Below are 14,878 nucleotides of genomic sequence, written 5' to 3'. Positions count from 1 at the left end.
CTTTAGATTGTATTGTAATTCTAAACTACACAATGAATTATACATATTAAATATCAAGGCTTAAACTTTTATTGCAATGCTTTATTTATTTTGCAATTTTAACTGAATCATCAAAAATGTAAGAAAAGCACTCACACGAAATATAAATAATATATTTAAATTTCAAAATCTTATATAGAAAAAATTATTATATTTTAAAATCATTCATTTTTCACAAAAAATTGACTTAAATTTGTTGTTTTACAATTTATTGCATGGTTTCATAGTGAAATTGCTTAATTTCACAGTTTAATTATTGCAAATTCTGAAAAAGCTTCGCATGATTGACAAAATTTCTCAGGTTTTTTGCATATTTTTATGAAGTCAGAACGTGGAATAGGCATCATTGCACTAATTTTCTGTGTGCTCATTATTGCTGCATTTTTAGCTTTTAGCATTTATTTGGTTCGATTAGACACCATTATTCGAGATAAATTTGAGGGAAATCGCTGGGATATTCCTGCCAAAGTTTTTGCACGTCCATTAGAACTTTATGCCAATGCACCTGTCGCTGCCAATGATTTTGAACAAGAATTGAAACTTTTAGGCTACAGTAAAAAAGATAGCTATGATAAATCAGGTAGTTATGTCGTTCAAAATAATAGCTATTATGTCCATACACGTGGTTTTGACTATGGCGATAGTGTAGACCCTGAGCAAATTTTACAAGTTTCATTTAATGACAATACTGTTGCAGACATCAAAGCGACTAAACCATCAAGTACAGGTATTGCACGTTTAGAACCCATGTTGGTGGGTGGTATTTTCCCACAGCATAATGAAGACCGTGTACTGATTAAACTTGATAAAGTTCCAAAAACATTGATTGAAGCCTTAGTGGCAACCGAAGATCGTAATTTTTATCATCATCATGGCATTTCATTCCGTGGTACTGCACGTGCTATCGTCAGCAATGTCACAGGTGGTAAGCGTCAAGGTGGTTCAACCCTCACACAACAGCTTATTAAAAACTTTTATCTTTCACCTGAAAAAACTTTAAAACGTAAGGTAAATGAAGCATTTATGTCTTTGTTACTTGAGTTTCATTATGACAAAGACGAAATTTTAGAAGCTTATTTAAATGAAGTAAATTTAGGGCAAAATGGCAACTATTCAATCAATGGTTATGGTTTAGCATCGCAGTTTTATTTTGGTTTACCTTTACGTGAACTAAATATCGCACAACAAGCTTATCTTGTTGGCTTAGTACAAGGTCCAACCTTATACAATCCTTGGAAAAATCCTGAAGGTGCAAAAAAACGCCGTGATATTGTCCTAAATAATATGTTAGTGATGGGCTATTTAACCCAAGAAGAATATGAGCGTGAAACTGCTCGTCCGTTAAATGTGGTGAAAAAACCAACTACAGGACCTTCAAAATTCCCTGACTTTTTAGACATCGTGCGCCGTCAGCTGAAAAAGGAATACCAAGAATCTGATTTAACCAATCAAGGTTTGCGTATCTTCACCACACTTGATCCAATTGCTCAAACCAAAGTACAAAACAGTTTCCGTGACACTGTAAGTCGTTTATCTCGTGCTAATCCATCTCGTTTAAAGAATTTACAAGGTGCTGTTCTAGTTACACAACCTGAAAATGGTGAACTGATTGCCGCAGTAGGTTCGACCCAAGATTTTACAGGTTTTAACCGTACCATTGATGCAAAACGTCAAGTTGGATCGTTGCTAAAACCTGTGATTTATTTAAGTGCTTTAGAATCAGGTCGCTATACTTGGGCAAGTCAAATTGAAGACAGCCCAATCAGCATTACTGTAGATGGTAATAAATCATGGACACCAAAAAATTATAGTGGTGGTGGACATGGTTATGTACCCATGGTGCAAGCATTGGCTAGCTCTTATAATTTATCAGCAGTACGCTTAGGACAAGAGTTTGGTTTATCAACATTTAAAAACCAACTCACCAAGTTTGGTGTCGAGTCCAATATTCCAAACTACCCGTCTATTTTCCTTGGTGCAGTGGATATGTCACCAATGGAAGTGATGAGCATTTATGGCAACTTTGCCACAGGCGGTTTTAAATACCCAACCAAAGCGATTCGCTCAGTTGTAGATGCTGATGGTCGTTTACTTGAACGTTATAGTTTAAATGTACAACAAACCATTGATCCATCGGCTGCGTATATTTTGAATTATGGTTTACAACAAGTCATGTCATCGGGTACGGGTCAGTCCGCTTATGCTAGCCTCTCTTCTGAGCTAAAACTTGCAGGTAAATCAGGTACGACCAATGATACTCGTGATTCTTGGTTTGCAGGCTATTCAGGCAATCATTTGGCAGTGGTTTGGCTCGGACTAGATGATAATAAAGTCACAGGCTTAACAGGCTCATCGGGTGCATTACCTGTATGGACCAATGTCATGAAGCAATTGCGCCAAAAACCAGTCAATCTTCGCCAAACAGACAATGTACAATGGCAATGGATCGATAGTGAAAGCGGTCAACTTTCAGCACAAGGTTGTAGTGGTGCCATGTATATTCCTTTATTACGTAACTCTGTACCACGTCAAGCAACAGCATGTGGTATGCCACATTATCAAGTTGAGCCTACTTACATTCCTGATACGCAAAATAACCCACCTGCAGACAACTCCAACGATAGTATTGAAAATTACATTCGTGAAAGTGAAAGCAACATGGATCAAGATTTAAATGGTCAAGGTCGTGTGATTTCAAGTGGTCGTTATCAAAATTAAGAGTGTTGTTATGCAAATCACTAAACCCAAAACTAGGCAAATAAAATATCTTGCTGTGTTAACCATCGTCTTGGCTATGGCAGGTTGTGAGTCAAATCCAATTCAAACAGGATCAGGTAAAAAGCCTGAACCTGTACCACAAAATCCAAAACCAAAAGTGGAAACGCCTGATGGAGTAAAAATTATTCCCTATGATCGCCCAGAGATCAAACGTGAATCCATGCAAGTGATTGTGCCCGAACAAAAAGCTCAGCCACAACAGTTTGATGATGGACATAACATTCCTGCTTTTAATCAGTTGATTAAAAAAACGGAAACAGCATTTCGTGCAAGTCAATGGGATCAGGCTGAAAGTTTTGCATTACAAGCACAACGGTTAGCACCACAGTCTGCGGAAACTTATTTATGGTTAGCATTAATCGCCAATCATAAAAATCAAGCAAAAAATGCCGAATCGCTTGCAAGACGTGGTTTGAGTTTCGCACAAAGTGATGCAATGCGTAAGCAATTATGGAGTGCTATTTTAAAGTCCGCCCAACAGCAACAAAATGCAAAAGCTATTGCTGAAGCACAAGCAAAGATCAAGGCACTTTAAGCCTTGATCTTTTAATAATTACTTTTCAATCTATTTTTCTAATCAAATCAAAACGCCCGAATTCCTGCAACACCATAAGCAAAATGCTGTTGTGCAAACACTAAATCCTCAGGCTTCACTCCTCCCAAAGCAAACACAGGAACAGCACATTCTTTTGCCCATAGTGCAAAATTCTCCCATCCTAAAGCATGGCTTTCAGGATGTGTTTGTGTGGGCAAAACAGGACTCAATAACAACGCTTCAAAACCTAGCTGTTGCGCTTTTTTTAAAGATGGCAAATCATGACAAGCCGCAATACAACGCACACTGATATTTAAATCATGTTGCTGTGCTTGCATCACTTGAGATTGTTTGAAATGTACTGTGAATATTTGATCTTTAATCTGCTCTGGTAGCTTTTGCCAAAGATCAACATTCATGATTACACGTGCCAATTTTGTTGGCTCTAGTTGCATTAAATATTGTAGGTCTTCAACAAGTAGTTCATCCACACGCCAGTACATTAAACTATTGAGATTTAACTGTTCAATATCCTGAATATGCGCTGAAATCTTGATCAAATGCTGCCAAGATAAACGTGCAATGATGGCTTTATTGGCTTTTGGAAAATTCAATGCTGTAAGTTGATCACGTGTATACCATGCCCACGGCGATTGAATATTTTCCAATTTTTCTATATCTACTTCGGCATGAAACAAATGTAAATTTACAATAATATCGTCATATTCATGACAGATCACATCGAAGATATGCCAGTTTTGAATGTCTACACCAACTTCTTCAAATACCTCTCTACGGCATGCCTGTTCAGGTGTTTCTCCATCTTCGACTTTACCCCCTGGAAATTCATGCTTATTTCCTTGATGCTGCTCTGCTGTTCTCCACCCCACCAATACTTTTGTTTGATGGAATAACAACGCAATTGCCACATTTACCACTGGTTTTGTCATAACTTTTCCACAGCATATTTTACAGAATGTAAGTAAATCAATTTTTTTTGAAAATAATAATAATTATCGTTGACAGGTCTATTCGATAATGATTATCATTTAAATCACTAGATGACGTCCCACACGGAGTAACAACAATGAACGCACCTTTTAGCTTATTTACACGTAACAATGAATCAAGCAATGCATTGCCTATGCTACATTCTAACAATTTATTTGCGCTCGGACGTGAAATCCGTATCATGCATGCAGGTGAAGAATACCGTTTACGCCTAACACGTAACAATCGTCTTATTTTAACCAAATAACAAACAATAATTTAATAAAACAAAAATTGTGGGAACAAGCAGTATGAATCAGCGCATACTGCTTTTTTAAGTCCAAGCATATTCTACATTGTCTAAGCTTTTTAATGGCACAACCACTCTAGAACTCCCAATTAATTGAAAAATATAAATATATTAACTCACTCTTAAACCATAAGCGAGATGCAAGCCTTGTCTTACTTCTGACATAAAAGTAGGAAAATCTTCTGCGGCAACATAGACACCGTTCTTGACTGTGAGTTTCGAAGCGATTTTTTCGATATTCATGAAGCAAACTTCAGGTGCTTGATTGCTAAATGTTGAATAAAATGAAATATGAGGCAATTTTAAGCTTAACATTCGATCCATGCCATCATGATAGATTTTAAAAACAATTTGTTTTGCAACGATCTCAACTGAAAGCAACTCACTTTCTGCACTATTTTGAATAATGTCCTCTAGTGTCATTACAAATCCATAATTTATTTATTAACTGATGTTACGCACTTCAAAAGAAATGCATCTTTTTTTAAAGAGCTTTAAGCTTACTTGACGGAGTCTTACATCAGAAGTTTTGATTTCAGGATTAGCCTTCGGCTCGACCACACTTTTGTTTCGGCAAAATGAGAAGCGAAGCTTCGCAAGAAAACCACCTTGCGGAGCGTTGCTCCTCACCGCAAAACTCGCCGAATACCAAAATTTATCAAAATAATCGCAGAAACATTCCTAATCAGAATTAGTCCCGCCTCAAACAATTGCGGATGACATTATCGCGTATCATCTTTTTATCGAGGTTCGATCTATGATTTTGATGTTACTGCGTAACATCAGTTATTAATAAAAGGTTTTATTGATAGAAATATTATTGATCAAATTTTAATACAACTTTTAAACCACCCAATGCTGACACTGAAAATACCAATGCCCCTCCATGTAAATTCATAATTTTTTTTGCAATAGACAAGCCCAAACCCGAACCTTGTGTTTTCGTCCCCAAAACACGATAAAAACGCTGCCCCAATTGGGCAATCACATCCTCGTTCAGATTGTCACCTGAATTTTCTACAATCATTATGACATTTTCACTATTTAAGTCATGCTGCATTGTGAAAACGATACATCCGCCTACAGGGGTATAACGAATTGCATTGTCCATTAAATTTCTGATTACGATAGAGAACAGTTCTGCATTTACAGTATGATTAAAATCCTGATATTTCACCTGTAATTGCAGTTGTTTTTGTTGTAGATGTACAGCAAAAGATTGCATTACCTCTTCAATGATCAACCTTAGATTAACGCTTTCCATCGGCAATTGAGATGCTTGAGTAGGATCAAGTCGTGCAAGCAATAATAAATTTTCCAACACTTGCGTCCCTCGTTGCACATCCTGTTGAATATTATCCAAATAAGGCTGTAATTCAGGCAGATTTTGATATTGCCGCTTTAATACCTGCAAACGCATTTGAATCGCAGACAGTGGTGAACGCAGTTCATGTGATGCATCAGCAGTGAAACGTTGTTCTGCCATCAAGGATTGATCTAAACGCTGCAATAATGAATTCAACTGATTAAGTAAAGGTTGTAACTCTTTAAATTCTACATTTTGTGTTTGAATCGGGGCTAAATCTTGGGCATTTTTAGCAGAAATTTCTTGTGATAATGACTGAAAATAACGAAACTGTTTTTTGATTAAAAAATGTGAAATCAACCATTGTAATAACCACAAAAAAATTAAAACACCTGAATAAATCAAAAAACTTTGCCATACATGTTCAAAACGTTGTGTTAAGGGTTGTACGACCCATGCTGTGATTTTTCCTTGTTCTTTTTCAACATAATGGCTACGCCAAAGTTGTGAATTTGCCCAAAAAAAGCCATATTCAGAAGTGTCAGTCAAATGTTGAACCTGTTGAAAATCGCTTAATTCAAATTCAGTGGATTGGGTTAAAGTTTGTTGTTGAAATTTAAGCTGATATTGAATATCAAACTCTTCACTCAATTCATCTAATTGCGTACCTGAATAATGGTTTAAATCTGACACCAACAGCATGTCAGAAATTTCATCCATAATTTTGTCTTGTACTGACATCGTTTGATAAATTGAAAAACCAAGCAAGCTCAACAATGCAATTAATCCTGCAAATATTGAACCAAGCATCGCAGTTTTAATCAGTCTTTGCTGTAAAGAAATGACTTTAACATTTTGATTTTTCATTATTTCAATACCAATTATGGCTGATTCATACGATAGCCCATACCACGTATGGTTTTAATCAAATGACTGCCGATTTTCTTACGCAATTGATAAATATAGACTTCGATGGCATTGCTTTCAATTTCATCCCCCCATGCATAAAGTGATTCTTCAAGCTGTTCACGTGTCACGATCTGCTCGGTTTTTTGCATTAATTTATACAAAATCTGAAACTCTTTTGCTGTCAAATTTACCTGTTGTCCATCTTGCGTGAGCGTTTTGCCTTGCACATCCAAGCTTAAATTTGCAAAGGTTAAATGATCTTGTCCATGCGTATGCTTTTGCCGAAATTGGCTACGAACTCGGGCAGATAATTCTTCCAAACTAAAAGGCTTTACCAAATAATCATTTGCCCCCAAATCCAAACCTTGTACACGATCTTGGATACTGTCCCGAGCTGTAATAAAAATTACAGGTGGTAAAATTGCTGATTTTTGAATGGCTTTTAAAATCTCATCGCCACTTTTGTTGGGCAATCCACGATCAAGCAACACACAATCATACTGATGTTGCTCAACAGCCAAAATCGCATGATCGCCACGCTCGACCCAATCCACGACATAGCCATCCATTTCCAACCATGTTTTTATACTTTCAGCTTGTGAACGATCATCTTCCGCCAACAAAATTCGCATGTTTTAGGCTCTATTTGCTCAGTGAATGAAATAATTTAACATGTATTTACAGCTGATCGCTGTATAGAAAAGCATATGAAAAAACCACACGATTGCTCATGTGGTTTTTATCATTGAATCTGTACAGATTAGAATTTTACTGCATCCACATCAATTTCCACACGTTTGGTCGGCTGATAATCCACATCGACTTCACCTGAAATTGTGATCAGTGTTGTTGCTGAGATGGCTTTTCCATTCCATAAATCATCATCAATATCTACAGTGATCGTGCCTGTTTGATCTCGGAATTGATATTTTTCATCACCGATTGCTTTAACGACATGCCCACGTAACTGCACTTTTGTATCATCTTTCAATGTTAATGCTTGTTTTACTGTGCTTGGCGAATACAAGGCACTTTGGTTGACTGTACTATTTACAGCAGTGTTATTTATAGCAGCATTGTTAAGTGCCGTATTATTGGCGATTGCAAATGTAGTGGTTGCAAATAAAGTTGTAAGCAAAGCCGTTTTTGTGATCAATTTCATGATTCAATCCTCAAGTTCATTTGTTTCGATAACGCTATTTAAACAAATGAAGATGAGGTGAATCTGAGGAATTCAAAATTATTCGTTTTTTACATAAGCACGGTGATTGCAAACAATGTTTGATGAACAACAAAACCAATCAAAAATAAATATAGAAATGAATGATAAAATTATTTCAATCAATTCAACGGCACAACTCGCAGTACTTCTTCTAAAGTCGTTAATCCCTCTAACACTTTCCGTGCACCTGCAATACGTAGCGGATCAATGCCTTCATGTTTGGCTTGAGCCCTTAACTCATCCAGTGTCGCATTGGCTGAGATTTTTTGTTTCGCCTCTAAGCTAATTGGCATGAATTCATAAATCCCGACTCGCCCTTGATAACCAGTATGCCGACATTCTTCACAGCCCACTGCTTTGAACACAAAATCAGGCATTTGCAGCTGATAACCAAATGTTAAATGTTTCCATTCTTGGTCATTAATAAACGTTTCCTGTTTACAATGTGGGCAAAGTTGACGAACTAAACGTTGTGCTAAAACCCCTAAAATGGTTGCGGCAGTTAAAAATGGCTGCACCCCCAAATCATGTAAACGGGTCAAACTTGATGGCGCATCATTGGTATGTAAGGTGGACAATACGAGATGACCTGTCAAAGCTGCTTGAATCGCCATATTGGCAGTATCCGAATCTCGGATTTCCCCCACCATGATAATGTCAGGGTCTTGACGCATCAATGCACGAATACCATCAGCAAAACCCAGTTCAATACCATGATTGACCTGCATTTGGTTAAAACTTGGCTCTAACATTTCAATAGGATCTTCAATGGTACAGACATTGACTTGCTCGGTGGCAAGCTGTTTCAGCGAGGAATATAAGGTTGTGGTTTTCCCCGAACCTGTCGGTCCTGTCACCAAAATAATACCGTGACTATGTTGGGTAATAGCATGCCAATCTTGGAGTAATTTTCCATCGAATCCAAGCTGTTTAAAGCTTCGTACCAACACTTCGGGATCAAAAATACGCATCACCAATTTTTCACCAAAAGCAGTTGGCAATGTGGCTAAACGCAGCTCTGTTTCTTGTCCTTTGGGTGTACGGGTTTTTAAACGCCCATCTTGCGGTTTACGTTTTTCCGCAACATTCATACGTCCTAAAATTTTAATTCGAGAAATTACTGCAGTTAAAGTATTTGCAGGCATGTTATAAATGGTATGTAAAACACCATCGATACGGAAACGGATTTTCCCATTGTCTTTACGAGGTTCTAAATGAATATCACTGGCACGTTGTTCAAAAGCAAACTGTAAAACCCAATCGACCAATTTTACAATATGTTGATCATTAGCATCAGGATTTTGCGTATCGCCTAACTGTAAAAGTGCTTCTACACCCTTATTTTCTTTTTGATGTGCACCTGACTTTTGAGAGGAAATAACTGCACGACTGACTTGGTAATATTCCACCAAATAACGTTGTAATTGCTCAGGGTTTAGTAATACCCGTTGAATTTTTTTCGGCTTTAAACTGCTTTCAAGATTTTGTATCCAATCACGAATAAAAGGTTGATCTGTTCCAATCAGCACTTGATCAGGCTGAATTTCCACCGCCAAAATGCGATTACGCAAAGCGAACTCTTGTGACATGATCGCTGTTAAATTTGCCACATCAGCTTTTAATGGATCAATGATATACAATGGTAAATTGTTTTTATCCGCCAACCATTGGCATAACACATTTAAAGTTAAGCGTTTTGGTGCTTCTTTTTGATCTGTTAAATTAAAACTCGCAATCCATTGTAATGGATGCCATTTCAGTTGATCACGTTGCCGATGTGTAGTTTGCACTAACAGTTTGTCACGCTCTGTAATCCGTTGATCTTTTAATAGTTGTTCTAAACACCAAGTGGTATCAATTTCAAAGTTAAATTGCATTATTGTTTCCCCAATCATGCACTCACTATAACAAATAATGCTTTGTGATGAGGTTAATCCAATCATATTTTTCTAGCAGATGTTTAATTTTTATAAAATCCAATACAACATCTATCTTTATTAAATTTACAATATTTTAAATGTCTTACCTTAAATGCCTTTAACTTTGACTGATGGCAAAATATCGAGATTACTCAGTCCACAACATCACAATTTTCTGCATCAATTGCGCACGATATGCTGCAGTGGGATTACATGGATTCCGCTTCTGTTCATTTTCATAAAATGCTTGCCACTCTTGTAGCATTGCCAAAGTCACCCCCTGTTTTTTAAAGCTTGCAATATCTTGCTTTTCAACACTCTGTAAACGCTGTTTTGCCCCCTCTTCACCTGTTGCCCAACCAATAACGCCTTGTCCAAATACAGGTAAACTCATGTTATTTGGTGTTGCTGGAATCGCATGACGCTGAATATTCTCATCAACTTTACATTGTTTCTGCACCGTATTTTGCTGTTGCGTTTGCGAAGTTGAACAAGCACTTAGTCCGCATACACTAAGCAAAATAAGTGGAAATATTTTCATTTTCAAAGTCTCGTGATTAAAATTTTAACGTAATATCGACAACGAATTGACGACCTATTTCTGAGAGAATCCGACTTTTTGCACTGTCATAATATTTATTATGTCGATCAAAAACGTTGTTCACAGTTAAGCCAAGATTTAAATCATAATCTCGTCCTAATTTCAGCGCATAACTGGCACGTGTATCCCAAGAAAATGCAGCAGCTAAGTGTTCAGGATCGAAGCGATTTTTGACGATTTCCCCTTGATATTCATAGCGATCTGCTTTGGCAATCGAGGATTTATTCATCACATCATAGGCAGAGCGATAACGTAAAAAGTTGCTAAACGTTACAGGCAAATGATCAAACTTAATATCCCACATGGCACGAATCGTCCAAGGTCGAGCAAAGTTATCAGCAGGCTTTTCGATATTGGCGATGACCTTACCATCGTATTCAATATAAACATCTTCGTTATACATTGAATCATCATAATGATTAAAATTACGCTCAATTTCGTTATAATCAGCCGCTAAGCTAAAACGGTTTTTACTATTGAACCATTGAATCGGTTGTAAGTTATCAAGTTGAAAGGTGTAGGTTTTTGCAACACTTTTCCCATGATTGGTGTAAATATAATCGAGACTTGTTGTATCAATTTTATCTTTGCGTACTTGATCCTTATTTTCACGATCTACAAATTTCAGTTGCGAACGCCAATTACCCAATACACCACTTAACGCAAAAACCGTTTCATCACTATAAGGCACATCAAGCTGGCTACGAACAGTATTTGCAGATGTACTTGATGTACTGATTTTCCAATCTTGTAATATGCTATTACGGCGTTCTTCAATGCTTAGTGCATTTTTTCCATCTTGTAAATCATAAGCAAAAGCATTATTGGCATAATAACGATTCCATCCCACTGTTAAACTTAAACGATCATCAGCGAACGGCATAAATTGAATATTGCTGCGTGGTGCTAGAGTATTTTTCTTGGATAAACTGTCATAATCCTGCCTTAAACCAAGTCGCAATTTCACTTGATTATTCCAATTCATTTCATCTTCAATAAATGCATGCCAACGGTCTTGCTGTAACTCAATTTGACCTTGTTGATAATGTTTACGTCTCGCTAAATATTGCCCAGAAACATCGCCATTGCTATAACTTAAATCACAGTGTGGATCGATACTTCCATTCGCCAAAGTACAACTGCTCGTCCCTAAACCACCATTGGCTTTGCTTGGCATATAGTACATATAGGCATCATCAAGACGCTGCCAATCGGCGGCATAATGTGCATAGCCCGCACCCGCTTTGATTTGATGTTGTATACCTACCCATTCAAAAGCTTTAAATTCTGATTTTAAATTGTATTGCCAATTCTTTTGACTGGTTTCTAAATCCCCATACCCACCCTCAGAAGCGAGTGTTGCCGTTCCCCAGTCTTTGCCAGGCGATGTATTCCACACCAGCATTTCGGTACTTTGTGCATCACGTGCATTTTTTTGTGATTGTAAAACCAAATTTTGAGTAAGTTTTGCTAAATCAAAATCATGTACAAACTCAACATCCAAAGCTAAATTTTCACTTTGTGATTGAAATGAGCTATTTGCCAAAGATGGATTATTTTTCTTATTGTCCTCAGTTTGGTAATACATACCGACTTTTAACTGATTATTTTCATTCAAATCATAATAAATATTGGCTGCAATATTATCGGCTTGACGAGTTTGTGAGGTATTTTCTTGTGCTGAATGCTTTGCGTTCAAATCAATGTCTGACCAACGTCTTGATGCTGATAAACTTAAGCCTAGTTGCTCATTGGCTTTGCCATAAATACTACTGCTGATGCCTTGCTTATTAAAAGCTTTTTGATAACTTGCATCATTATTATCTGCAAAAAGCTCAAATTCATCATCATCAATAAAATGATATTTACTCCAATCACTGCTGGTAAAATCATAACTTAATGAACCATGAATCTTACCTACTTCAGTTTGCGATGCACAAGTTTTCGCCTTGACTACACCACCTGCAAATTCACCGTATTCAGCGCTGACATTGCTGTCTAAAACTTCCAGCCCACAAAGCAAATCCGTATTTACTGTTGCAGACAAAGAACGACCACCTATTGAATCTATTGCTGTGTCATTCTGACCTTCCGCAGGATTTAGCGCATTGCCAATATTGACATTATTGAGCAAAAATTTATTGTCATAAAATAATGCACCATTGATGCTGACATCTGCCGCAGACAGCTCACCTGATTTGCCTGCCGCTAATGCCTCATTGGAAAATTGCACATTTGGATTTACTTTTAAAAAATCCGTGATGGTTTTTTGCGTATTCGGTGTATTTTCTAAATCCTGTTTAGAATACTGCGTTTTACCCACCACAAAACTTGGATTTGCCTGCAATACCACAGGCGCTAACTGAGCAATATCCTGCTCATTTAGATTGAATTGCTCTGCTGCCTGAAGTGTTGTGCAAGCCAAAGCCATTGCCACAGCAAAGGAAATAGGAGAATGTGAAAATGGCATAACAAAATAGGTAAACCTAAATAAGAATCACTATTATTTATATTTATTGAAATATTACAAGATGTAACTGGAGCGTTTGCTTAAAAACTAACGCTTTGTTGTGCAAAATGATTCTTGCAAAAATTCTGCAAATATCAAAAGCAAATATGCTTTGGCTACCATTCACAATTAAATTTACATACAATCAAATCAACCATAGCAAGGGAAGCCAAAAAATGTCATTTAAAATTCATGTCATTGATGTTAAAAATCAACTACAAAATTATATTTGGTTACTTGAACATACAGAAAGCCGTGATGTTGTGGTCATTGACCCCACTGAGGCTCATTTGGTACAAGACTATTGCCAAGAAAATCAACTCAATTTAAGCCAAATTTGGCTCACCCATTGGCATAAAGATCATGTAGGGGGTGTTCCAGCCCTCATTACAACACAAAATCTACCAGTCTATGGACCAAGAGATGAACTCAGCCATCTACCTTTTATCAACCATCCTTTACAACATGATGATCAATTTGAATTTCACGGCTTAAATATTGAAATTATTGCAGTTCCCGGACATACACTGGGGCATATTGTGTATTTTATTGATAAATTAGACAGTGTTTTTTGTGGTGATACCTTATTTGCCATGGGCTGTGGACGCATGTTTGAGGGTACACCTGAGCAGTTCTATCATTCTTTAAACCGTTTGGCAGCCTTACCACCACGTACCAAAGTATATTGCACACACGAATATACCTTGTCGAATGCAGAATTTGCCTTACATGTTGAACCTGATAATTTAGCACTGCAACAACGTGCAGAAAAAGTTCGCCAATTACGTGCACAAGGCGAAATTACGCTGCCAAGTACGATTGAACTCGAATTGGAAACCAATCCATTCTTACGTGTAGACAGTGTTGAGGAGTTTGCCAAAATTCGTGCCATGAAAGATAATTTTTAGTTATATAAATCCATGCGTTTAAAACCACCACAGCCTATTTATTTACCAGCTTCAACTGAATGCCGTGCTGCTTTTACATTCCTATAGCAGCACAGTACGAGCTGAATGAGGTATTCGTCTTTTTCAAATGTATGGAAATCTGCTACATATAAATTGAAACTGATGCTAATGGAACAATATTTTTATTCCCATAATTATATTGATCAATAATGCTGAATTTATAAACATCATGATATATTTTCTTACAGATTGATGAAAAATTTAACTGCAAAAAGTACAAGACAAATTATCTCAAATTTGGCTTAAACTTCTAAAGCACCCTTTTAATAATTTCATATTTTTTAAAAACTTAAGCTTCATAATAAACTTTCTCTGATAAAAAATTAGCTTAGATATTTAAAAAAGTCATTTTCTAAATTGATCAAAAATTGCTATAAAAAAAAATATTTCAATATTTCCCCCTTTAAAAATTTGCAAGTCATCCCTATTAATTTTTATAGACAGGAATTAAGGAGAGCCTTCCATGAAAAAGGTAGTTAAAGCTAAGAATCTGATTGCATTTCGTATTTGGTTAGAAAAACTTGGATACTCAGTAAAAAATTTAGCAGATGGCAAAGGCTTTACATTTAGCTTTAAAAAAGAATATGGTTTAGTGACTTGCGACCTTGCAGGCAACAACTTGGCTTTCCAACTAGGTGAAGAATTTGAAGATCATTTAAAAGCGTAAAATTTTAAATATTTTTTATTGCTTTAAATAAATATAAAAGGCATCTACTTCAGATGCCTAAAATTTTTTGTCATTTTTTAGATATAAAAAAAGCAAGACTTATCAGCCCTGCTCTTTTTTGAATA

The 14,878-nt window shown here is 36.6% G+C and carries 13 protein-coding genes; 5 read left to right on the top strand and 8 right to left on the bottom strand.

Going from position 1 to position 14,878, the window contains the following annotated elements:
* Positions 1–357 precede the first annotated feature (357 nt).
* Complete coding sequence (gene mrcB / locus AVJ19_RS10765; protein WP_111859709.1) at positions 358–2,757, top strand: penicillin-binding protein 1B; 2,400 nt, start codon at positions 358–360, stop codon at positions 2,755–2,757.
* 76 nt (positions 2,758–2,833) lie between these two features.
* On the top strand, positions 2,834–3,352 hold the full coding sequence (locus AVJ19_RS10760) for a tetratricopeptide repeat protein (RefSeq protein ID WP_111859754.1): 519 nt from the start codon (positions 2,834–2,836) through the stop codon (positions 3,350–3,352).
* 47 nt (positions 3,353–3,399) lie between these two features.
* Here the strand turns inward: AVJ19_RS10760 and AVJ19_RS10755 are convergent, their stop codons facing one another.
* Positions 3,400–4,302, bottom strand: a complete 903-nt coding sequence (locus AVJ19_RS10755; protein ID WP_111859708.1) for an NUDIX domain-containing protein — start codon at positions 4,300–4,302, stop codon at positions 3,400–3,402.
* Between the two features lie 137 nt (positions 4,303–4,439).
* Between AVJ19_RS10755 and hemP the strand changes: the two genes are divergently transcribed.
* Complete coding sequence (gene hemP / locus AVJ19_RS10750; RefSeq protein WP_111859707.1) at positions 4,440–4,610, top strand: hemin uptake protein HemP; 171 nt, start codon at positions 4,440–4,442, stop codon at positions 4,608–4,610.
* Between the two features lie 153 nt (positions 4,611–4,763).
* Here the strand turns inward: hemP and AVJ19_RS10745 are convergent, their stop codons facing one another.
* The 7 genes from AVJ19_RS10745 to AVJ19_RS10715 all read right to left on the bottom strand — a co-directional run bounded on the left by AVJ19_RS10745 (position 4,764) and on the right by AVJ19_RS10715 (position 13,079).
* The gene (locus AVJ19_RS10745; protein ID WP_111859706.1) at positions 4,764–5,075 is read right to left on the bottom strand and encodes a hypothetical protein; all 312 of its coding nucleotides are present in this window, start codon (positions 5,073–5,075) and stop codon (positions 4,764–4,766) included.
* Positions 5,076–5,469: 394 nt separating this feature from the next.
* The gene (locus AVJ19_RS10740; protein ID WP_111859705.1) at positions 5,470–6,825 is read right to left on the bottom strand and encodes a sensor histidine kinase; all 1,356 of its coding nucleotides are present in this window, start codon (positions 6,823–6,825) and stop codon (positions 5,470–5,472) included.
* A gap of 14 nt (positions 6,826–6,839) precedes the next feature.
* On the bottom strand, positions 6,840–7,499 hold the full coding sequence (locus tag AVJ19_RS10735; protein ID WP_111859704.1) for a response regulator transcription factor: 660 nt from the start codon (positions 7,497–7,499) through the stop codon (positions 6,840–6,842).
* Positions 7,500–7,627: 128 nt separating this feature from the next.
* Positions 7,628–8,029, bottom strand: a complete 402-nt coding sequence (locus AVJ19_RS10730) for a NirD/YgiW/YdeI family stress tolerance protein (protein WP_111859703.1) — start codon at positions 8,027–8,029, stop codon at positions 7,628–7,630.
* 179 nt (positions 8,030–8,208) lie between these two features.
* Complete coding sequence (locus tag AVJ19_RS10725; protein ID WP_111859702.1) at positions 8,209–9,966, bottom strand: GspE/PulE family protein; 1,758 nt, start codon at positions 9,964–9,966, stop codon at positions 8,209–8,211.
* 190 nt (positions 9,967–10,156) lie between these two features.
* The gene (locus tag AVJ19_RS10720) at positions 10,157–10,549 is read right to left on the bottom strand and encodes a DUF4951 domain-containing protein (RefSeq protein WP_111859701.1); all 393 of its coding nucleotides are present in this window, start codon (positions 10,547–10,549) and stop codon (positions 10,157–10,159) included.
* Positions 10,550–10,565: 16 nt separating this feature from the next.
* Positions 10,566–13,079, bottom strand: a complete 2,514-nt coding sequence (locus tag AVJ19_RS10715) for a TonB-dependent receptor plug domain-containing protein (RefSeq protein ID WP_111859700.1) — start codon at positions 13,077–13,079, stop codon at positions 10,566–10,568.
* A gap of 215 nt (positions 13,080–13,294) precedes the next feature.
* On the opposite strand from AVJ19_RS10715, the gene gloB reads away from it, so the two are divergent.
* Positions 13,295–14,026, top strand: coding sequence for a hydroxyacylglutathione hydrolase (gene gloB, locus AVJ19_RS10710; protein ID WP_111859753.1), 732 nt, complete (start codon positions 13,295–13,297; stop codon positions 14,024–14,026).
* Positions 14,027–14,549: 523 nt separating this feature from the next.
* On the top strand, positions 14,550–14,753 hold the full coding sequence (locus AVJ19_RS10705; protein WP_065991968.1) for a hypothetical protein: 204 nt from the start codon (positions 14,550–14,552) through the stop codon (positions 14,751–14,753).
* Positions 14,754–14,878 lie beyond the last annotated feature (125 nt).

Source organism: Acinetobacter sp. CFCC 10889, from assembly GCF_003268395.1.
Lineage (GTDB): Bacteria > Pseudomonadota > Gammaproteobacteria > Pseudomonadales > Moraxellaceae > Acinetobacter.
The sequence above is the reverse complement of the archived record's forward strand: the minus strand, read 5'-3'. Positions and strand labels throughout refer to the sequence as shown.